The organism is Nocardia sp. NPDC003979 (assembly GCF_053605015.1).
This window is the reverse complement of sequence record NZ_JBSGIJ010000001.1, coordinates 682,811-703,891: the sequence shown is the minus strand read 5'-3', so window position 1 is coordinate 703,891 and position 21,081 is coordinate 682,811. Positions and strand designations below refer to the sequence as shown.

Annotated in this window: 21 protein-coding genes; 11 read left to right on the top strand and 10 right to left on the bottom strand. The window is 67.2% G+C overall.

Going from position 1 to position 21,081, the window contains the following annotated elements:
* Positions 1–26 precede the first annotated feature (26 nt).
* On the bottom strand, positions 27–1,304 hold the full coding sequence (locus ACWEVR_RS03085) for a phthiocerol/phthiodiolone dimycocerosyl transferase family protein (protein ID WP_452465600.1): 1,278 nt from the start codon (positions 1,302–1,304) through the stop codon (positions 27–29).
* Positions 1,305–1,415: 111 nt separating this feature from the next.
* Here ACWEVR_RS03085 and ACWEVR_RS03080 point away from each other — a divergent pair, with 111 nt between their 5' ends.
* Entirely contained in the window at positions 1,416–1,694 is a 279-nt protein-coding gene (locus tag ACWEVR_RS03080) for a hypothetical protein (protein WP_067491422.1), read from the top strand.
* Positions 1,691–2,014 (top strand): hypothetical protein, encoded by a 324-nt coding sequence (locus ACWEVR_RS03075; protein ID WP_067637425.1) that lies wholly within the window; start codon positions 1,691–1,693, stop codon positions 2,012–2,014. Before ACWEVR_RS03080 ends, ACWEVR_RS03075 begins: the two co-directional genes overlap by 4 nt.
* Positions 2,015–2,020: 6 nt before the next feature.
* Here the strand turns inward: ACWEVR_RS03075 and ACWEVR_RS03070 are convergent, their stop codons facing one another.
* Positions 2,021–2,440: a type II toxin-antitoxin system VapC family toxin gene (locus ACWEVR_RS03070; protein WP_452465599.1), complete on the bottom strand. Its 420-nt coding sequence runs from the start codon at positions 2,438–2,440 to the stop codon at positions 2,021–2,023.
* The gene (locus ACWEVR_RS03065; RefSeq protein WP_452465598.1) at positions 2,437–2,703 is read right to left on the bottom strand and encodes a hypothetical protein; all 267 of its coding nucleotides are present in this window, start codon (positions 2,701–2,703) and stop codon (positions 2,437–2,439) included. The genes ACWEVR_RS03070 and ACWEVR_RS03065 overlap by 4 nt, the downstream gene beginning before the upstream one ends.
* Before the next feature lie 182 nt (positions 2,704–2,885).
* Here ACWEVR_RS03065 and ACWEVR_RS03060 point away from each other — a divergent pair, with 182 nt between their 5' ends.
* Positions 2,886–3,635, top strand: a complete 750-nt coding sequence (locus tag ACWEVR_RS03060) for a peptidase inhibitor family I36 protein (protein ID WP_452465597.1) — start codon at positions 2,886–2,888, stop codon at positions 3,633–3,635.
* A gap of 82 nt (positions 3,636–3,717) precedes the next feature.
* Here ACWEVR_RS03060 and secA read toward each other — a convergent pair whose 3' ends face one another.
* The gene (secA, locus tag ACWEVR_RS03055; protein WP_452465596.1) at positions 3,718–6,519 is read right to left on the bottom strand and encodes a preprotein translocase subunit SecA; all 2,802 of its coding nucleotides are present in this window, start codon (positions 6,517–6,519) and stop codon (positions 3,718–3,720) included.
* A gap of 262 nt (positions 6,520–6,781) precedes the next feature.
* Here secA and ACWEVR_RS03050 point away from each other — a divergent pair, with 262 nt between their 5' ends.
* The 6 genes from ACWEVR_RS03050 (at position 6,782) to bluB (ending at position 13,703) form a co-directional block, all read left to right on the top strand.
* A complete protein-coding gene (locus ACWEVR_RS03050) occupies positions 6,782–8,191 on the top strand; it encodes a WS/DGAT/MGAT family O-acyltransferase (protein ID WP_452465595.1) in 1,410 nt (469 codons plus the stop codon).
* Between the two features lie 10 nt (positions 8,192–8,201).
* Positions 8,202–8,753, top strand: coding sequence for a DUF6912 family protein (locus ACWEVR_RS03045; protein WP_439265110.1), 552 nt, complete (start codon positions 8,202–8,204; stop codon positions 8,751–8,753).
* Positions 8,754–8,967: 214 nt separating this feature from the next.
* On the top strand, positions 8,968–10,098 hold the full coding sequence (locus ACWEVR_RS03040; RefSeq protein ID WP_067637443.1) for a ferredoxin reductase: 1,131 nt from the start codon (positions 8,968–8,970) through the stop codon (positions 10,096–10,098).
* A gap of 161 nt (positions 10,099–10,259) precedes the next feature.
* Positions 10,260–11,594, top strand: coding sequence for a fatty acid desaturase family protein (locus ACWEVR_RS03035; RefSeq protein WP_452465594.1), 1,335 nt, complete (start codon positions 10,260–10,262; stop codon positions 11,592–11,594).
* Positions 11,595–11,688: 94 nt separating this feature from the next.
* Positions 11,689–12,930, top strand: a complete 1,242-nt coding sequence (locus tag ACWEVR_RS03030) for a fatty acid desaturase family protein (protein WP_357395813.1) — start codon at positions 11,689–11,691, stop codon at positions 12,928–12,930.
* A gap of 137 nt (positions 12,931–13,067) precedes the next feature.
* Positions 13,068–13,703: a 5,6-dimethylbenzimidazole synthase gene (gene bluB / locus ACWEVR_RS03025; RefSeq protein ID WP_452465593.1), complete on the top strand. Its 636-nt coding sequence runs from the start codon at positions 13,068–13,070 to the stop codon at positions 13,701–13,703.
* A gap of 48 nt (positions 13,704–13,751) precedes the next feature.
* Here bluB and hpf read toward each other — a convergent pair whose 3' ends face one another.
* The 6 genes from hpf to ACWEVR_RS02995 form a co-directional block, all read right to left on the bottom strand.
* A complete protein-coding gene (gene hpf, locus ACWEVR_RS03020; RefSeq protein ID WP_452465592.1) occupies positions 13,752–14,447 on the bottom strand; it encodes a ribosome hibernation-promoting factor, HPF/YfiA family in 696 nt (231 codons plus the stop codon).
* Between the two features lie 183 nt (positions 14,448–14,630).
* Positions 14,631–15,275, bottom strand: coding sequence for a ComF family protein (locus ACWEVR_RS03015; RefSeq protein WP_452465591.1), 645 nt, complete (start codon positions 15,273–15,275; stop codon positions 14,631–14,633).
* 33 nt (positions 15,276–15,308) lie between these two features.
* A complete protein-coding gene (lpqB, locus tag ACWEVR_RS03010) occupies positions 15,309–17,102 on the bottom strand; it encodes an MtrAB system accessory lipoprotein LpqB (protein ID WP_452465590.1) in 1,794 nt (597 codons plus the stop codon).
* Positions 17,099–18,823 carry an MtrAB system histidine kinase MtrB gene (gene mtrB, locus ACWEVR_RS03005; protein WP_218022654.1) on the bottom strand — a complete coding sequence of 575 codons (1,725 nt, stop codon included), beginning with the start codon at positions 18,821–18,823 and terminating at the stop codon, positions 17,099–17,101. Before mtrB ends, lpqB begins: the two co-directional genes overlap by 4 nt.
* Before the next feature lie 22 nt (positions 18,824–18,845).
* Positions 18,846–19,523, bottom strand: a complete 678-nt coding sequence (gene mtrA, locus ACWEVR_RS03000) for an MtrAB system response regulator MtrA (RefSeq protein ID WP_067491393.1) — start codon at positions 19,521–19,523, stop codon at positions 18,846–18,848.
* 77 nt (positions 19,524–19,600) lie between these two features.
* Positions 19,601–20,248, bottom strand: a complete 648-nt coding sequence (locus ACWEVR_RS02995; protein WP_452465589.1) for a dTMP kinase — start codon at positions 20,246–20,248, stop codon at positions 19,601–19,603.
* A 119-nt stretch (positions 20,249–20,367) separates the two neighbouring features.
* Between ACWEVR_RS02995 and ACWEVR_RS02990 the strand changes: the two genes are divergently transcribed.
* Both ACWEVR_RS02990 and ACWEVR_RS02985 read left to right on the top strand, forming a co-directional pair.
* Complete coding sequence (locus tag ACWEVR_RS02990; RefSeq protein ID WP_452465588.1) at positions 20,368–20,625, top strand: hypothetical protein; 258 nt, start codon at positions 20,368–20,370, stop codon at positions 20,623–20,625.
* A 119-nt stretch (positions 20,626–20,744) separates the two neighbouring features.
* Positions 20,745–21,038, top strand: a complete 294-nt coding sequence (locus ACWEVR_RS02985) for a hypothetical protein (RefSeq protein ID WP_452465587.1) — start codon at positions 20,745–20,747, stop codon at positions 21,036–21,038.
* The last annotated feature ends 43 nt before the right edge of the window (positions 21,039–21,081 follow it).

Here is a 21,081-nt window from a genome sequence, read left to right as displayed (position 1 = left end):
GCCTGGCGAGTACAGGGAGGCAGCCGTTACGGTGCGGCAGCGGCGATCATGGTGTCGGCCAGGGTTTCGATTGTTGTTCGGGGGAGCATGGTGTCGACGTAGCAGAAGGTGATCGACATGGTGTTGTCGAAGGTGGCTACGCCGACGGTGAGGGCGCTGGCGCAGGAGTTGGTTCCCGCCACCGTGACGTCGGTGATGTACAGGGGCTCAGGGGTTTTCGGCGGGGTGACCAGGCCGAGGTTGCTGAGGGTGACATTCCAGGGGGCGCGGCGGTCGATGAGTTCGATGGTGCGCCTGCCTGATTCGAGGGTGCGGGGGCAGCCGTAGCGGATGGCCGCCAATGAGCGGAGATCGGCGTGGCGGGCGATTCCCCTGTCCAGCTGCGCTTTTGCGGATCGCGCGGCGTCGGGTAGATCGGTTCCGAAGGGGACGAAGGTGGGGACTACGGCGGTGAACATGCCTGGTTCGTCCTCGGCGGGAGGGGGATTCAGGCGGGAGCGGATGTCGGCGGGGATGCCGATGCCCACCGTGCCGGTCTCTTTCGGGACATAGCCGCCGATCGCCTCGGCCAACGCTGCTGCCAACAGTGCGTTGACGGTGACACTTTCGCGCTGACAGCGGGCGCGCAGCGCAGTGAGCCTCTCCCCCGCGATCGTGCGAACGACCGTGCGGGTGCGGCGAATCGGTAGCGGTGGCGGGCATCCTGGCAGGCTTACGGCGCGCCGGGCCAACGCGGTGAGCTGGGCGGACACGTTCGTCCACAGGCAGCGCCACATCCGCGTCTGCGCGGACGGGATCAGGTCGTCCGGCGCCGGAATCGCCGGGCGGGCGGTGACCACCGGTTGGGCACCGAAGGCGTAGGAGAGCAGTCGCCAGACGAGCGCGACCATCGAACGCCCGTCGAGATAGACATGCGAGAACACCACGATCAGGTCGTGCTGCTCGTCGTCGGTGCCCGGTTGGAAAGCCAGGTCGACGATCCTGCCCGGTGCGGTCGCCGAGTCGACAGGCGTCGCGAGCTGAGTGTCGAACACGGTGCGCCAGTCATCGAGGCCGGCGACGATGCGATGCAACACCGGCAGATGCGGGTCCGCCGACGCGACGAAACACGGCCCCTCCCCCACCACCGACCGCAACAACGGAAACTCCGCGACAAGTGCTTCGGCCGCGAACTCCAGCCGATAAGCCCCGATCGGCCCCCGCACCCGGATCCGCACCACACAATTCGCGGGCGACAACTGATCCACCAACCAGAACCACCGCTCCGACGCCGACAACGCACGCTCCACCGCATCCGTGCGCACCGTCGCACCCACCCTTCGTCGGAAAATCGGGTCACGGCGAGCCTAACGAACAGCGGCCGGTTCGATACACAGCTCTTTCACGGTCCGTTACTACGTGCGTATTATGGACTTATGGGTTTCGAGTGGCCTGATTGGGCGATCGCTCACCTGATCGGCATCGAACCCAGCGAGGTTCGGCAGGTCCTCGCAGCGTCACGACGGTGGCCGCGCCCGGCCTTCGACGGCCAGGTGACCGTCTTGACGGTGTGGGGGCGCACCACGGCCGGGCGTCCGTTGATCGTGGTCACACGGCAGCGCGACGACTGGACGTGGGTGATCATCGGCGCACGGACGATGCGTGCCGAGGAGCTGGCGCAATTCGAGCAGTGGGAAAGTGGGAATCCATCATGAGCGATCAGGACTTTCCGTCCAGCCGAGAGGAACTCGCCGATTTCATGGACCGGCTGAGTTTCTCCGACGAGCCTGCCGACGCGCCACCCCGACTGCCGGCCAACGAGGACATCATGGTGACCACCTCGATCCGGTTACCGCTCGGCCTGCACTCCCGCCTCAAGGATCTGGCCGACGAACGGCGCGTCGGAGTATCGACGCTACTGCGCGAATGGGCCGAGGCCGCCGTCGCCGAAATCGACGACGAAGACCACATGATCTCCCTGGCCGAAGCCAAACGCGCCCTCTCCCGAGTCCACCCCATCCACCGAGCCAGCTGAACGGCCCTACTGGATCGGCGCAGTATTCGCGGCCGTCAGGACACGCACCGCGCAGGTGATGCCCGGCGCGTTCGCCAGCCTCGAATCGGTGGTGAGCAGATCGCAACCATAAGCCTCGGCCGCGGCGACATAGGCGGCGTCGTAGGCGGTTAGATTGTCGTGCAGTGCCCAGATTCTCGGGACGAGTACGCGCGTGACCGGAACTTCGGGGTCAAGTTTTTCCAACGCGGTGACAGCCCGAGCGGCCTGCTCGGTGGTGATGGTGCCCGCGCGGGCGAAACGGCGGATAACGGACAGAACCTCGACAGTCCAATGCTGCGGGGCGATCCAGCGATTGTCGGCTTCCAAGGCATCGCGGCAGACCGCACCGAGTGGGTCGGGATTCAGAAGCGCATGAACGAAGACCGAAGCGTCGACCACGATCACTCGCGAGCCCCCGGACCGTCCAACGCCGAGTCCCGCTCGAAGCGTTCGGTGTCCAAGGCCACTACTACGTCCTGAGCAGTGAACGCGACATCCCAGGTGGCCGGACTGAACTGCTTGAGCACCGCGATGTTGTCCTGACGCCGGGCTTCATCGCGCACCAGGTCGAAGAGGAATGCCTGCAAAGACTGCCCGCGCTGGCGAGCCAACGCGACCAACTGATCCCGCAGAGGCTCGGGAACGTCTCGAATCTGCAAGGCAACCATGCATGCAATTGTACATGCATGATTGGTTTGTGGCGATGCGCTCGTGACGGACGCTGACGCGCATGCCGCCGTCCTAGCCGAGAAGTTCGTTGTGCTGAGCAATCGGAACCACGCCCGAGCGCGGGTTTCGTTGCGGGCGGAACCGGCTGCGGGAGAGTGGTTTCCGGGCGCATTCTGACGCCGTGCGGACAGTGTTCACGGTGATACTCGCGATGCTTGTCGGGTTCGGTGCGGTGGCGTGTGACCACGAGAAGGCGACCGAGACGACACAGGATGTCGTGTGCGAGATGGTGGTTCCGGTCGTCGAGGTCATCGCGCTGAAACTGCGGGCGGGTGTGACGGTGACGGCGGCGCTGGTGACGGCGGCTACCGGGATCGCGCTGAGCGCGGCCTGTGAGTATGTGATCGACCGGCTCGGCGCGGCGCCCGACGAGGAACACACCGTCGAGCTCGAAAGCGGAAACGGTAGCGAGACAACGACAGTCAGTGCCAAGACGTTCACCAGTGTCACCGAGGACTGGTGCAACAAGACCGGCGGCTGCACCGGCTTCGAGCGTTGCCCCACCTCGTATGTGTGCGTGTTCACCGGACACGACGGCGCGGGCAAGATGTCGCTGTTCAAGATCGGCTCCCCCGACCTGAGCGGCCAGCACATCGACGCCGCCACCGTCTCGGTGTTCAACCGCACCGGCAAGACGGTCACCCTGTTCGACACCGCAGGACACGAAGGCGACAGCTACACCATCGCGGTGTCGACCAAGGGGAATCTGCCCGAGGAATGGCAGGGGCGGGCCAGGTCGCTGACGGTGGGACCGGTGCCGACCACCACCTCGAAGAAGACCACCACAACAACCGCCCCGATCCCGACGAGCACGACCCGCAAGCCGACGACCACCACGTCAACCGTTACTACCGCCGCCCCACCCTCCTGACGGCGCGGACAGCCGGGCAACGCGTCCCGGAAGCAACGAAGGCTCCCACTAATAACCGTGGGAGCCTTCGTTGTTCAAGAGGTCAGCGGCGCCGCTTGCCCTTGGTTTCGGTGCGGGCGGCCTCGCGGCGTTCGCGGCGGGTGCCGGTGGACTGGCGGCCGCCGTATTCCTGGGCGTCGGAGTGGGATTCGGCGCGGCCGTCCTCGGCGGGGCCCGAGTAGTTCAGGCCGCGCGGGGTGGACTCGTCGATTCCCTTGGCGCGCAGGGCGGGCGGGGCCTGGTTCTGCGGGGCGGCGTCCTGGGGGCGGGGGGCGCCGACCGGGGAACGCAGGCCCTTGTCGATGGAGACGCCTTCGGGCTGCGGCTGTTGGACCTCGACCTGCAGGTTGAACAGGAAGCCGACCGACTCCTCTTTCAGGCCCTCGAGCATGGCCGCGAACATGTCGAAACCCTCGCGCTGGTACTCGACCAGCGGGTCGCGCTGGGCCATCGCGCGCAGGCCGATGCCCTCCTTGAGGTAGTCCATCTCGTAGAGGTGCTCGCGCCACTTGCGGTCGAGGACCGAGAGCAGGACCTGGCGTTCCAGGTTGCGCATGGCGCCCTCGCCGGCGAGACCGTCGATTTCCTGTTCGCGCTTCTCGTAGGCGTTGTGCGCGTCTTCGAGCAGAGCTTCACGCAGTTCGTCACGGGTCAGTTCGCCCGCCTCGCCGGTGGCGGTCTCGCCTGCCAGCTCCTTGTGGTCCAGGCTCACCGGGTACAGCGTCTTCAACGCGGTCCACAGCTTCTCCAGGTCCCAGTCCTCGACGTAACCCTCGGCGGTCGCGCCGTCGACGTAGGCGGTGATCACGTCGGTGATCATGTTCTGGACCTGGCCCTCCATGTCCTCGCCACGCAGGATCCGGTTGCGCTCGCCGTAGATGACGGTGCGCTGCTGGTTCATCACCTCGTCGTACTTCAGAACGTTCTTGCGGATCTCGAAGTTCTGCTGCTCGACCTGGGTCTGGGCGCTCTTGATGGCCTTGGAGACCATCTTCGCCTCGATCGGCACGTCGTCGGGCAGGTTCAGGCGGTTCATGATCGCCTCGAGCGCGGCGCCGTTGAAGCGGCGCATCAGCTCGTCACCCAGCGACAGGTAGAACCGCGACTCGCCCGGGTCGCCCTGACGACCGGAACGACCACGCAGCTGGTTGTCGATACGGCGCGACTCGTGACGCTCGGTGCCGAGCACGTACAGGCCACCGGCCTCGCGCACCGTCTCGGCGTCTTCCTCGGTCTGCTTCTTCACCTGCTCGAGCGCGGAATGCCAGGCGGCCTCGTACTCGTCGGGGGTGGTGACCGGGTCGAGGCCCTGCTTGCGCAGCAGGATGTCGGCGATGATGTCGGCGTTGCCGCCGAGCACGATGTCGGTACCACGACCGGCCATGTTGGTCGCCACGGTGACCGCGCCGGGCCGACCGGCCTCGGCGATGATCTGGGCTTCCTGCTCGTGGAACTTCGCGTTCAGAACGCTGTGTGCCACACCGCGTTTGGTGAACTGCTTGGACAGGTACTCCGAGCGCTCCACGCTGGTGGTACCGATCAGGACCGGCTGGCCCTTCTCGTGACGCTCCACCACGTCGTCGACGACGGCGTTGAACTTGGCCTCTTCCGACTTGTAGATCAGGTCGGCCTGGTCCTTGCGGACCATCGGCTTGTTCGTCGGAATCGGCACCACGCCGAGGCCGTAGATCGAGTGCAGCTCGGCGGCCTCGGTCTCGGCGGTACCGGTCATACCGGACAGCTTGTTGTAGAGGCGGAAGTAGTTCTGCAGGGTGATCGTGGCCAGGGTCTGGTTCTCCGGCTGGATCTCGACCTTCTCCTTGGCCTCGATCGCCTGGTGCATGCCCTCGTTGTAGCGGCGCCCGACCAGGATGCGGCCGGTGAACTCGTCGACGATGATGACCTCACCGTCGCGCACGATGTAGTCCTTGTCGCGCTGGTAGAGCTCCTTGGCCTTGATGGCGTTGTTCAGGTAGCTCACCAGCGGCGAGTTCGCGGCCTCGTAGAGGTTGTCGATGCCGAGCTGGTCCTCGACGAACTCCACACCCGCCTCGTGCACACCGATGGTGCGCTTCTTGATGTCCACCTCGTAGTGGACGTCCTTCTTCAGCAGCGGCGCGATGCGCGCGAACTCGGCGTACCACTTGGAGGAGGCGTCGGCCGGACCCGAGATGATGAGCGGGGTGCGCGCCTCGTCGATGAGGATGGAGTCGACCTCGTCGACCACGGCGAAGTTGTGCCCGCGCTGGACCAGATCGTCCAGCGAGTGGGTCATGTTGTCACGCAGGTAGTCGAAGCCGAACTCGTTGTTCGTGCCATAGGTGATGTCGGCGGCGTAGGCCACGCGGCGCTCGGCCGGGGTCATGCCACCGAGGATCACGCCGACCTCGAGGCCGAGGAAGCGGTGCACACGGCCCATCCACTCGGCGTCGCGCTTGGCGAGGTAGTCGTTGACGGTGACCACGTGCACGCCGTCGCCGGAAATGGCGTTCAGGTAGGCGGGCAGCACACAGGTGAGGGTCTTGCCCTCACCGGTCTTCATCTCCGAGATGTTGCCCAGGTGCAGCGACGCGCCACCCATGATCTGCACCTTGTAGTGCTTCTGGTTCAGCACGCGCCACGAGGCCTCACGGGCCACCGCGAACGCCTCGAGCAGCAGGTCGTCGAGGGTTTCCCCCGCGGCGTAGCGCTCACGGAACTCGTCGGTCTTGGCGCGCAGTTCCTCGTCGGTCAACGCCTCGATCTCGTCGCCGTACGCGATGACCTCATCGGCGAGGTTCGACAGCCGCTTGACCATGCGGCCTTCACCAATCCGTAGCAACCTCGTCAGTGTCAGCGCAGGCACGGGTCTCGTCAGTCCTCTGGTCGGAGTCGGGTTCGGGCTAGTGAGCCACAGTGTTGTGGCAATGGTAGTCCGCAGACCACCGTACCCGGCCGCGCGTACCGATGCCCGGTGTACCGGGTGCTCACATCCGCCCAGGTCACGGCATCCGGTGAGGCGCCTTGCCCGGCATCACGATTCACCTACTGTGCCGTAGGATGTAGCCGGTGCCCGATCTGCGCCTCCAAGGCGCGCGAAGCGTGCAACGGAAGGAGCATCGGAGCGCGTGATCACGAGATTGACGCCGCAAGACGCGGCGTTCTACCGGCTCGAGTCGAGCAGTAATCCGATTCATATCGGCTCTCTCGCGATCCTCCAGAACTCCTCCGGCGACGGCTCCGGCCAGGTCCTCGACTACGAACAGCTCATCGAGCTGGTCGAATCCCGGTTGCCGCTGGTTCCCCGCTACCGCCGCAAAGTCCGCGAGATCCCGCTCGCGCTCGGCCGTCCGGTGTGGGTGGAGGACAGCCGCTTCGACATCAGTTATCACATCCGCCGCTCCGCGCTGCCCGCCCCCGGCACCGACGAACAGCTCTACGACCTGGTCGCCCGGCTCGCCTCCCGGCCGCTGGACCAGGGCAGGCCGCTGTGGGAGATGTACCTCATCGAAGGGCTGTCCGACGGGCGAAGCGCGGTGTTCACCAAATCGCATTCGGCGCTCGTCGACGGTGACACCGCGCTCGAGATCGGGCACGTGATCCTCGACAACAGCCCCCTGCCACGCGAACTGGCCGACGACGCCTGGCGCGCACCACGCGAACCGACCGATGTGGAACTGCTCGCAGGCGCGCTGTCGCAACTGGCCGCGCAACCACGCGAGGCCTACTCGGCGGTGCGCGACGCGGGCTCGAACGCGTTCGGGGTGGTACGCGGCGCCCGGATGGCGGTGCACGCCGCGGCCAATGCCGTCCGCGCGGCCACCTCGGGCGCACCCGACAGCCCGCTCAACGCCCGCACCTCGCGCAGCCGCCGCTTCGATGTGGTGCGCACGGACCTCGAGGACTACCGCAAGATCCGCAGACATTTCGACTGCTCGATCAACGACACCGTGCTCGCGGTCGTCACCGGCGCCCTGCGCAATTGGCTGCTCTCGCGCAACGAGGCCCTCGTCGAATCGACGAATCTGCGTGCGGTGGTGCCGATGTCGGTGTACGTCGACGGCGACAACCAGCTGACACCGGCCAGCGAGGTGTCCTCGTTCCTCATCGATCTGCCGGTGGGCGAACCGAATCCGACGATGCGGCTCTCGCACATCTCGCACGCCACCGAGGCCGCGGGCAGGCAGCGCCGCGGTGTGCGGGCGCGCACCCTCGTGCACCTGGCCGGTTTCGCACCGGCCAGCCTGCACGCGATGAGTGTGCGGGCGGCGAGTACCTTCGCCGACAACACCTTCAACCTGGTGATCACCAACGCGCCGGGGCCCCAGACCGCGATGTACATCGGCGGTGCGCGCATGCTGGAGATGTATCCGGTGTCGCCGCTGCTGCGCAATCAGACCCTGAGCTTCGGGCTCACCTCGTACGACGGTCAGGTTTTCTACGGACTCAACGCCGACCGCGACGCCATGGCCGATCTCGACGTCCTCGCGGCGTCGGTGCACGAATCGATGGAGGAGTTGCTCGGTGCCTGTCTCTGAGAACGCCAAGATGCGCGTCTACATCCCGGCGACGATCCCGATGCTGCGGCAACTGGTCGACGAGCGCGAACTGTTCCCGCTCGGCGCGACCGCGTTCGCGGTGACGCCCGCGCTGCGCGAGGCCTACGCCGCGGGTGACGACGACGAACTCGCCGAGGTGGCGATGTCGGAGGCCGCGCGTGCCTCGCTGCGGCTGATCGCCGCCGAACGCGACGGTCTCGACGACGCCGACGACGACACCACCGCGCCGGACGAGGTCGCCACCCCGGGCAGCCCGACCTACCGGCGCTGCGTGATCGCCGCCGACGTCACCGGCGCGAAACTGCGCCCCGACCTCGACGACGCGGTGGTGAAGCTGGCCGGGCCGATCACCTACGACCAGGTGGCCTCGGTGCACGTCGACCTGGCCGAAGCCGAACCTCAGGTGGCCAAGGCCGTCGACGTGATCGATGTCGCCGACATGGGCGACCCGGACGCCGAGTTCGTCCTCGGCGACGCCGAAGACCACCAGCTGGCCTGGTACGCCACCCAAGAACTGCCGTTCCTCCTGGATCTGCTGTAACACTGGCGGCTGGCGCCGCGGTTCTCGGCGCTTGACTCCGTCGCTTCCCTCCCTCCGGGCACTCCTTCGTCGCACCCTCCGGTCAGTCCAGCGACGGAGGCGCGCCGAGAACGCCCAGTCCTTCGGCTGGCGCCGAACCTACGATGCCGTAACCTTGCTGCGAGTGAGCCACCGCGGGTGGCTGGGATGCGCGACAGGGAGTAACGGCGAAGCAATGGTCCTGAACAAGTTCCGGGAATGGCTCGAGGCACCGGCGGCGCAGGTCGCCGATCGCGGCGGCAAGCTGAACGTGCTACGCGGCGCGGTCGCCCGGGTGACCACACCCCTGCTGCCCGACGACTATCTGCACCTGGCCAATCCGCTGTGGTCGGCGCGGGAACTGCGTGGGCGCATCGTCGACGTGCGCAAGGAGACCGCCGACTCGGCGACGCTGGTCATCAAACCGGGCTGGGGTTTCGACTTCAAGTATCAGCCGGGTCAGTACATCGGCATCGGCATCCTCATCGACGGCCGCTGGAACTGGCGTTCCTACTCGCTGACCTGCCCGCCGGACTGGACCGGCGAGGGCGGCAAGCGGCTCATCTCCATCGCCGTGAAGGCCATGCCAGAGGGCAAGCTGTCCAGCCACCTCGTCAACGGGGTCGCCGCGGGCACCATCGTCCGGCTCGCCGCACCGCAGGGCGGGTTCGTGCTGCCCCAGCCGGTCCCTGAGAAGGTGCTCTTCCTCACCGCGGGCAGTGGCATCACCCCGGTGATGTCGATGCTGCGCACCATGGACCGCCGCGACGGTGTGCACGACGTGGTGCACGTGCACTCGGCGCCGACCGATGCCGACGTGATGTTCGGCGCCGAACTGCGCGCCCTGCACGACAAGCACCCGAGCTTCGTCTCGCACCTGCAACTCACCGACGAACAGGGCCTGTTCGCGCTGTCGAGCCTCGACGAGCTCTACCCCGACTGGCGCGAGCGCGAGACGTGGGCGTGCGGTCCCGCGCCCATGCTCGACGCCATCGAAGCGCACTGGAAGGCTGCCGGCATCCCGGAGAAGCTGCACGTCGAGCGTTTCGAGGTGGAACGCTCCGCGGTCGGCGAGGGCGGCACGGTGACCTTCGGTACCACCGGACGCACCCTGACCGTCGACGGCGCGACGAGCCTGCTCGAGGCAGGCGAGTCGGTTGGCGTGCAGCTGCCGTTCGGCTGCCGGATGGGAATCTGCCAGACCTGCGTGGTCACGCTGTCGGCCGGGCACGCCCGCGACCTGCGCAACGGTGACGAACGCCAGCCGGGCGACAAGGTTCAGACCTGCATCTCCGCCGCGGCCGGTGACTGCACACTCGACATCTGATCCCACCGTCACGCTTCGGTTACGGGTATCCTCGAATCATGCGCCGGTCATATGGCTGACCGGCAGCGGCTGGTCTCGGCAGTGACGCCGTAGCGTCACCGCCGGGCCCCTCGTGTGTGGACCGAGCGTGCAGGCCGTCAACCGAACAAGAGAGGACCCCGGTGGCCATCACCGATATCCAGGCCTTCGCCCATCTGACGGCGGCCGACATCGAGACCCTGGGCAAAGAACTCGACTCGATCCGACGATCTGTCGAAACCTCGCGCGGTGAGCGCGACGCCAAATACATCCGCCGCACCATCGCCGCCCAGCGCGCCCTCGAGGTCGCGGGCCGCGCGGTGCTGTTCGGCAGCCGCAACCGCTGGGCGTGGCTCGGTGGCACCGCGTTGCTGTCGGTCGCCAAGATCATCGAGAACATGGAGCTCGGGCACAACGTCAGCCACGGGCAGTGGGATTGGATGAACGACCCCGAAATCCACTCCACCACCTGGGAGTGGGATCAGACGGGTCCGTCGGCGCAGTGGCGGCGCGCGCACAACTACTCCCATCACACCTACACCAACGTGCTCGGCAAGGACGAGGACCTGGGTTTCGGCATTCTGCGGATGACACGCGACGAAGCCTGGCATCCCAAGCACCTGGTGCAGCCGGCCGCCAACCTGCTGCTCGCCGCCACCTTCGAGTGGGGCATCGCCCTGCACGATCTGGGCATCGAGAAGGAACTGGCGGGTATCCCGACCAAGCAGGTGTTCTCCGAACCCAACAAGGACTTCGCGCGTAAGGCCGGCCGCCAGGTGGTCAAGGACTTCGTCCTGTTCCCCGCGCTCACCGGCCCGGCCTGGAAGTCGACGCTCAAGGCCAACACCACCGCCAACCTGGTGCGCAATCTGTGGGCCTACGCCGTGATCTTCTGCGGGCACTTCCCCGACGGCGCCGAGAAATTCACCATCGAACAGCTCGACGGGGAGACCCAGGGCGAGTGGTATCTGCGGCAGATGCTCGGTAGCGCCAACTTCAAGGCGGGCCCGGTCATGGCGTTCATGAGCGGCAACCTCTGCTACCAGATCGAACATCACCTGTTCCCCGACCTGCCGAGCAACCGGTACCCGGAGGTCGCCGCGCAGGTGCGTCAGCTCTGCGACAAGTACGACCTGCCCTACACCACCGGTTCGCTCGGCAAGCAGTACCTGCTGGCCTTCCGCACCATCCACAAGCTCGCTCTGCCCGACCGGTTCCTCAAGCGCACCGCCGACGACGCACCCGAGACGTCGTCGGAGCGCAAGTTCCACGGCATCTCGTTGCCGGAGGCGCTGCGCGTGGACCCGGAGACCGGCAAGCGCCTCGGCCTGCGTTCGGCGCTGCACGACGCGAAGGTGAGCCTCGAGGCGAAGGCGCGGCACGAGAAGGAAGTACTGCGCGAGGCCAAGGTGGCGCTGAAGAAGCGGGCGCGGCAGGAGAAGGCCGCCCTCCGGAAGAGGGCGCGCGGTCTCAGATAACATCTGTGTCTCGATTGCGCAATAGGACACATCCCACAATCCATCGCGGAAATCACCAACCTACGCTCTCGTAACCTACGGTACTGTAACCGCCATGGCGATCTCGGATGTCAAGGAATACGCGCACCTCACCGCCGCGGATGTCGAAGCTCTCGGTGCGGAGTTCGACGCGATCCGCCGCGAAATCGAATCTTCGCGAGGCGAAGCCGACGCCCGGTATATCCGCAACGTCATCCGGTTACAGCGAGCCCTGGAGATCAGCGGCCGCACTGTCCTGTTCGCCAGCTTCCTGCCCCCGGCCTGGCTGGCCGGCGTCGCCCTGCTCGGCACTGCCAAGATCATCGAGAACATGGAGATCGGGCACAACGTCATGCACGGGCAGTGGGACTGGATGAACGATCCGGAGATCCACTCCACGTCCTGGGAGTGGGACAACGCGGGCCCGTCGGCGCACTGGAAGATCACCCACAACTTCCTGCACCACAAGTACACCAACGTCCTCGGCATGGACGACGACATCGGCTACGGCCTGCTGCGCGTCACCCGCGACCAGCGTTGGATGCCGTTCTACCTGGGCAACCCGATCTACAACTTCCTGCTGCAGGCGCTGTTCGAGTACGGCGTCGCGATCCAGCACCTCGAGCTGGGCAAGGTGGCGAAGAAGAAGTGGGACAAGGACTCCCCGGAGTGGAAGCAGTTCGACGCCGACCGCAAGTTGGTTCTCAAGAAGATCGGTAAGCAGGCCGCCAAGGACTACGTGATCTTCCCGCTGCTCACCGGTCCGTCGTTCTTCTCCACGCTCACCGCCAACCTCGCCGCCAATGTGGTGCGCAATGTGTGGACCAACGCGGTGATCTTCTGCGGGCACTTCCCCGACGGTGCCGAGAAGTTCACCAAGGCCGACATCGAGAACGAGACCAAGGGCGAGTGGTACCTGCGCCAGATGCTCGGCAGCGCCAACATCAGCGGCGGCCCTGTCATGCACTTCATGACCGGCAACCTCAGCCACCAGATCGAACACCACCTGTTCCCCGACCTGCCGAGCAACCGCTACGCCGCGATCGCGGTGCGGGTGCGCGAGCTGGCCGACAAGTACGACCTGCCCTACACCACCGGGTCGCTGCCGGTGCAGTACTTCAAGTCGTGGCGCACGATCCTCAAGCTGTCGCTGCCCAACAAGTACCTGCGCCACACCGCCGACGACGCACCGGAAACCAAGTCGGAGCGCCTGTTCGAGGGTAAGGCCGTGCCGACGATCGATCCGGTGACCGGTCGCAGGCGTGGGTTGCGCACCGCGCTGGCCGCCGGACGACGGATGGCGCGTAGGTCGGCCTGACCTCGCAATGCCACAGTTCTCGGCCCGCCCGCCTCTGGACCGACCGGAGGGCGCGACGAAGGAGTGCCCGCAGGGAGGGAAGAGGCGGGGAACAGGGCCGAGAACTGTGGCGCCAGCCGCAATGCCACACTGCACCGGTGTGTGCTGAGCAACTGAGCGTCTACGACGCGATCCGTCTGCGTCGCGATGTGCGCGCCGAATTCACCGGCGAACTCGTCGACGACGACACGTTGTGGCGGATTCTGTCCGCTGCCCACCGGGCGCCGAGCGTCGGCAATTCCCAGCCGTGGGACTTCGTCGTGGTCCGCGAAGCGGCGACCTTGCGCCGCTTCGCCGACCACGTGGCCGGCAAGCGCGTCGAGTTCCGTGACGTGCTGCCCGCCGACCGGGCCGCGACCTTCGACCCGATCAAGATCGAAGGGATCGTCGAGAGCGGTACCGGGATCGTGGTCACCCACGACGACCGGCGCGGCGGACCGCAGGTACTCGGCCGGGCCAGTGTCCCCGAGACGGGTGTGTATTCGACCGTGCTCGCCATCCAGAACCTGTGGCTGGCGGCGACTGCCGAACGGGTCGGTGTCGGCTGGGTGTCGTTCTACGAACCCGGGTTCCTGCGCGATCTCGTCGGCCTGCCCGAGGGCATCACACCCATCGCCTGGCTGTGCGTCGGACCTGTACGCGAGTTCCAGGAAGTGCCGGATCTCGAACGCCTCGGCTGGCGGGCCCGGCGGGCGCTCACCGAGGCCGTGCACTACGAAAAGTTCGGTGGCTGAACGCGATCCGGGCACCCGCGCCCGCGGGTGCCCGGAGTTCCGGATGGGTCAGACCAGCCGGATCAGACCGTAGTCGAAGGCGTGTCTGCGATAGACCACCGACGGCCGGTCGGTTTCCTTGTCGTGGAAGAGGAAGAAGTCGTGCCCGACCAGTTCCATCTGGTACAGGGCGTCGTCGACCGTCATCGGCGTAGCCGGATGGTCCTTCGTGCGCACGATGTGGCCGGGACCCTCGTCCTGGGGTTCCTCGTCGTGTTCGTGCGCCACGTGCCCGTTGGCCTGGGCGAACAGCGAATCGTCGACCAGGGACGCGGTGGCCTGAGCTACCGAGACGGGCGTCTTGTCTCCGTAGTGCACCACCCGGCGCTTGTCCTTGGACCTGCGCAGCCTGCTCTCGATCTTCTGTGTTGCCGACTCGAACGCGGCATAGAAGCTGTCGGCGCACGCCTCGGCCCGCACGATCGGGCCACGCCCGCGTGCGGTGATCTCGACGCGCTGGCAGGCCTTGCGTTGACGACGGTTGCGCTCGTGGAACAGCTCCACATCGAAGAGGAAGATCGACGGATCGAAGCGCTCCAGCCGGGAGAGCTTCTCCGAGACATAGATTCGATAGTGGTCGGGTACTTCGACATTGCGACCGGAGACCACCACTTCCGAGTGGGGTGTCCGAGTCGAGTCGGTGGCACTGTCCTCCAGTGCCGAAGGGTCAGCATCGTGCACTGATGCCCGTGCAGAAGTCGTCACGCGAGTACCTCCCGGATATGGCCGCACACCAGAGCGAGTGCGGCGGGATTGAGCTGTGCCGATCGGGAATCGCTCGACACCAGAGTTCGCGGCGCCACCTCCCAGAAGCTGTGGTTCGGTGTGTGTTCGCGACGCTAGTCCGCCACAGACGAGTCCGCCACTGTTCACGCAAATTTCGCTGAGTCAAGCCGCACAGGTCACCAAAACAGCGCACGGATGTATGCCGATCCGGCTAAGAACACGTATCGATTCGGTGGCGGTGGCGCCGGTGGTCAACACGTCGTCGACCAGCACTACCTCGGCATTCGCCGGAATTCGCGCCCGCGCGGTGGCCGGGGTCACGACGATGATCTTGTGCGCGAGATTGTGCGCGCGCTCGCGCGAGCCGAGCCCGACGGAGTCGCGGACACCGGGCCGCAGACGAAGCAGACCGACCGTCCGGCAATCGATCAGCCACCCTGCCGCGCAGGCCGCGGAACGGGCTACGGGATCGCCGCCGCGGCTGCGGGCTGCCGACGTCCGGGTGGGCGCCGGGATCAGCACCAGCGGGCGGTCAGCGCACCGTAACCGTGCCAATGCCGTGGCGAGTGCGGCGCCGAGCGGGTCGGCCAGGTCTCGTCGGCCGTGCTCCTTGGCCGCCAGCACCGCGCGCTTGGCCGGACCGCGATAGGGGCGAAGCGCCCAGCACGGAACACCGGGGTCGGTTCGTGGGCGTACCCGCACCGGACCCGCCGTCAACTCGGCCGCGCACGCGCCGCACCAGGGCGTGCCTGCCAGCGCACAGCCGCCGCAGCGGACCGGCAGCACGAGATCGAGCAGAGCCTTCATAGCCGGTGAGCATGACAGCGGGTACCGACAGATTCAGGTCGGCAGGACCGGGACCACGCCTTCGCCGGTGAGCCCGGGCACCTCGCGCCAGAAGCGGTCGGTCCGGGTGGGGTCGGCGGTCTGCAGTTGCAGCACCGCGCGGGAATCGGCGACGTACTGGGTCGACTGCGTCGCCGTGACCACCCGGACCGGCGGAGTCAGGTTCTGCGAGGTCACCGGTGTGAACTGGGAGCCGTCGATGGACACGGTGAACACCGGGTCGACATTGCCTTCCCGGGCGACCATGAGGGTGTCGCCGGTGATCCAGCTCAGCGACACCGCGGGCGTGCTCAGCCCGATCGCCACCGGCAGCGCGGAGGTGAGCGCGTACTTGCCGTCCGGCCTGCGTTCGATCACCGCCACGTACACTTTGCCGTCGGCGATCAGCGCGGCCCGCACACCGGTCCGCGAGACGACCACCTCGGTGATCGGCAGTCGCGGCGCACCCGCGCCCCCGAACAGCGCCGAGGTGTCCACGTCCTGCAGCGACACATTGCCGGTGGCTCGATCGGTGACCGCGCGCACCACGCGTTGCTCGTCGAGCACGGTCCATGCGGCGCCACCGTCCATGGTCCAGGACGGCCGGGCGATACTCGCCGCCTCGACCACACCGAACGCGCCCGCGCCGTAGTTGCCGATCAGCAGGGTGCGGCCCGGCTCCGGTGCGGGCCGTCCGGTGTCGGCGACGGCGGCCACGAACTGGCCGTCCGACGAGATGCCGACCGACTGCAGGTTGGTCGCCTCACCGAAGGCCCCACTGGGCGCGACGATCCCGTCCGGTGTCACCTGGACCAGGGTGCCGTTGCGCAGTGCGTGCAGCCCGATCTTGTTGCCGGGCGCCGCCGCACTGAACTGGTCGACATCGGCGACCGACCATCCGCTCGCGAAGCGTTCGTCGAGGGGTTTGCCGTCGGCGAGCAACACATACGGGCCGAGGATGTCGGCGCGCGACAGCGTCGTCACCACCTGGGCGGCCAGCAGTTCGCGACCACGTTGATCGAGCGTGCCGAGCCCGCCGAAATCGATACGCACCCCGCCGATTCCGACACCCACCTCGCCGGGGTCGTTCTCCGCCTTGGCGATCGGGCTGCGCACGGCGGTCGGCGGGGCGAGCAGATTGCGGACCACCCCGGCGATGGCCGACTGTGGGCCGCCGCTGAGCAGGCCGACGAGCCGCTCGGTGAGCTGACCTCGTGGCACCGAGAGCCAGCGCGGATCCGGCACGAGCAGCTGGGCGGTGCTGTCGAAGTAATACAGGATGTAGCGCTGGTAGGTGCTCGCGAACGACGCCGAAGCCATCACGACACCGTCGGGCAGGTCGGTGATGCGCCATTCCCCGTCGACCTTGCTCATCTCGATCTTGTTCTCGAGCATGCCGTCGGTGGCGCGGTAGACCCCGTCGCGGCTCAGCTCGCCGACCTTGCGGGCGCGCACCACATACGTCGCCCGGTCGCCGGTGCGCGATTCGCGCAGCGTGTCGGGCCGATCGACGATGGTGATGCTCGCCTCGTCGTTCCACTCCCCCGCCGTGTCGTCGCGCATGTACTGGCGGGCGGCGGCGTGCCGGTTGGCCGGGTCGGCGCTGGCACCGAGGAAATCGCCGACCAGCAGGTCGGGATCGCGGCCGGGCTCCGGCGGCGGCGGACCCGCCGACGTGGGTTCGCGCTCGATGGTGCCGAGGGCCTGCGGCGCCGACGATTCGGGCAGGCTCGCACACCCGGTGAGGACGAGCAGGCAGACGAGGGCGAACAGCCCAACACCCTTGCGAACACCACCCGCGTTGCTCATGACTCTCGGTCTCCGGTCTCGGTCGCTGCGGCTTCCTCGTTGTCGTCGGCGGCGTTGTCGCGCTGGATGTCGAGGACCTCGGGTTCCGGCTCGGCCTCGGGTAACGCGGGCACCTTGCGCAGCATCGGTTCCAGCGCCAGCGGGCTCGGGCCGAGTTTGCGGCCGCGCACCATCGGCAGCAGCAACCGGAAGCTGGCGCCGACACCCGGATCGCCCCAGGCCTCCAGTCGGCCCTCGTGCAGATTGGCGTCCTCGACACTGATCGACAGGCCGAGACCGGTGCCGCCGGAGCGGCGCACCCGCGAGGGGTCCGAGCGCCAGAACCGGTTGAACACCAGCTTCTCCTCGCCCGGTCGCAGACCGACACCCTGATCGCGCACGACCGTCGCCACGGCATTGGCCTCGGCGTCGCCGCGCATCCGGATCAGGACCGGTTTGCCCTCGGAGTGGTCGATCGCGTTGGCGAGCAGATTGCGCAGCACCCGCTCCACGCGGCGCGGATCGACCTCGGCGACCACCGGTTCCTCCGGCAGGTCGACGACCAGCTCGACCCCGGCGTCCTTGGCCAGATGCCGCACGGTCGTGATCGCGGCCCGCGCGCACATCCGCACGTCGAGGGACTCCACCTGCAGTTCGGCCACACCGGCGTCGTGCCGGGAGATCTCCAGGAGGTCGTTGAGCAGGCCTTCGAACCGGTCGAGTTCGTTGACGAGCAGTTCGGAGCTGCGCGCGAGCGCGGGATCGAGATCGTCGCTGGAACCGTGGATGAGGTCGGCGGCCATGCGCACCGTGGTGAGTGGGGTGCGCAGCTCGTGGCTGACATCGGAGGTGAACCGGCGCTGCAGATTGCCGAATTCCTCGAGCTGGGTGATCTGGTTCGACAGGCTCTCGGCCATCTCGTTGAACGCCTGCGCCAGCCGCGCCATGTCGTCCTCGCCGCGCACCAGCATGCGTTCCTTCAGCCTGCCGTCGGCGAAGCGGCCGGCGATGCGCGCGGCCGAACGGATCGGCAGCACCACCTGCCGGGTGACCAGGGCGGTGATCGCGGCGAGCAATACCAGCAGCACCACGCCACCGATGAGCATCGTGCCGCGCATCAGCGACAGGCTCGACTCCTCGCTGGCCAGCGGGAAGATCAGGTAGATCTCGAGGGTCGCGATCTCGGCGCTCGGGCTGCCGATGATCAGCGCGCGGCCACGGTAGCCGTCCGGGTCGGCGACGGTGGTGAACTGGTAGGACACCTGGCTGCGCTGCACGAAACGGCGCAGTTCCTGTGGCACCTCGGAGATGAGATCGGTGGTGATCTCCTGCGGCGGGGTACCACCGACCATGGCCAGCGCGGAGTCGAAACTACCGGCGGCGCCCGTGGATTGCCCCGTGCCGCCCCGGCTGGACAGCGCACTGCGCGCGTCGGCCAGCTGCTGCTGGCGGCTGTTGGCGCCCTCGACACCGCTCAGTTCGTTCTCGATCGTGCTGCGGGCACGATCCATCTCCTCGACCGCCGCGTTGATCTTGGCTTCGAGGAGCCGGTCGGTGATCTGACCGGTCAGCACGACCCCGAGGATCGTGATCACGATGAGGGAGAGAGTCAGCGTGGAAACGATGACCCGCAATTGCAGCGACCGACGCCACAGGTGACCCAGCGCGGTGCCGATGGTCTGGAACCAGTCGAGCACCGGGGTCGCCCACCGCCGCAGCCGCGCGATGAGCCCGTCGGTCACCGCGGCGCCTCACAGCGACCGATCACGGCGGTCCGGCCTTGTATCCGACGCCGCGCACAGTGAGCACGATCTCGGGGTTCTCCGGATCCTTCTCGACCTTGGCGCGCAGCCGCTGCACGTGCACGTTCACCAGGCGGGTGTCGGCGGCGTGCCGGTAACCCCACACCTGTTCGAGCAGCACCTCGCGGGTGAACACCTGACGCGGTTTGCGCGCGAGCGCCACCAGCAGGTCGAACTCCAGTGGGGTGAGCGAGATCTGTGTGCCACCGCGGGTCACCTTGTGCGCGGGCACGTCGATGACGATGTCGGCGATCGAGAGCAGCTCGGCCGGTTCGTCCTCGGTGCGACGCAGGCGCGCACGCACGCGGGCGACGAGTTCCTTGGGCTTGAACGGCTTGACGATGTAATCGTCGGCACCGGACTCGAGACCGAGGACCACATCGACGGTGTCGGTCTTGGCGGTGAGCATCACGATCGGAACGCCGGAATCGGCCCGCAGCACGCGGCATACGTCGATGCCGTTCATGCCGGGCAGCATCAGGTCCAGCAAAACCAGGTCGGGGCGGATCTCCCGCACCGCCGACAGGGCCTGCGTGCCGTCGCCGACCACGTGCGGGTCGAACCCTTCCCCGCGCAAGACGATGGTCAGCATCTCAGCGAGTGCCATATCGTCGTCGACGACCAGAATCTTGGGCTTCATAATCCTATGTTGTCATCTTCCAGGCCAGGATCGGGCCGCCACGCCATTAATGGTGTGAACCCGTCGCTTATCCAACCTTATCCGGCAAGAATTTCCGTGCACACAGTGAGCAGGGCGGGCCGGTCGTGTTCGGATCGGTATGTCCACCACCGGCCGAACCAATCGCGGTCGGCCAGTTCACGATAGACCTCGCCGGTGCGCTGCTGTAGACCGCTGTCCTTCTCGTAGGCGTCGAGGGCACGCGCGGTGTCGAGTTCGCCACGGCGACGGGCACGTTCGGCGGCCACGTCGGTGCCGACATCGATGAGCACGGTGAGGTCGGGCACCGGGAGCCCGAGCCTGCCGTATTCCAGATCGCCCACCCAGGCGACGATTTCGCCGTCGGCGTCCTGCACGGCGCGGGCAGCGGAATAGGCGGCGTTGGAGGCGACCCAGCGATCGAGGATCACGATGTCGTTGGCGTCCAACAGGTTCGACAGCTCCGCGCTCGCGTCGGCGCGATCCAGGGCGAACATGATCGCCATGGCGTTGATCGAACCGGCGAGATCGCCGTGCGCCCCGCGCAATGCCTCGGCCGCGAGGTCGGCGTGTATCGATCGGCCGTATCGCGGGAAGGCGAGACTGCCCGCGCGAAGTCCTTTCGCGGACAGTTCGTCGACGAGCCCGTCGATGAGCGTGCGTTTACCCGCTCCGTCGAGCCCTTCCACCGCGATCAACACACCCATGCCGTGAGATTACCGCGCCGCCTGCCACGCCCTTCGACACGAGCCGCTCCGGCGATTCCGGCCCATTCCGAGATTGTGAGGTGTTTTCATTTCAGAGTCTGTTCTACCCAGGAGTCACCATGCGCTCACGCATCGCCCTGCACACCGCCGTCGCCGCCACTGCTTTCGGACTCGCCCTCGCCGGCGCGGGCACCGCCTCGGCCGCCCCCGTCGACCCGATCCGCCACGGTCACCACAACAACCCAGGTCTGCTCTCCGGCTCCGCATCCGCGGGCTCCGCCGCCGCGGGGTCGGCCGCCCGCGGCTCGGCCGAACTGGCAGGCTGCCTCCTGCTGGAAGTCGTCGTACCACTGCCCCTCTGCTTGCTGCTGAGCTGACCTTTCGGGTGCGGCCCGTGGCTCACGCAGGCCGCACCCCCCGAAACTGCGGTCTGTCGCGACGCTCACCCGACTACGACAGTCGACGAATCAACCGACCAGCGATCGAACGGCCAATCATGAACACACGCACACTTGCCCTCGCAGCGGGAGTCTTCGCCGCTGTAACCGCCGTAACGTGCGGGCCCGCCACCGCCGCACCGATCGCCGGCGACGCCGTCGGCTCGACCGACCTGAGTCGGCTGGTCACCGGCCTGGTCACCACGGGTTCCGGCCCTGCCCTGTCGACCGGCAGCAACGACACCGCCGCCTCGACCGGATCCAGCGACCTCGCCGGCGCCCTGCTGTGCGGCCTGATCAGCATCAGCGACGCCGACGGCATCCATATCTGCAACACCCCACCGCTGGGGTAGAGACGACGGTGGCCCGCCGACCGGAACGGTCGACGGGCCACCG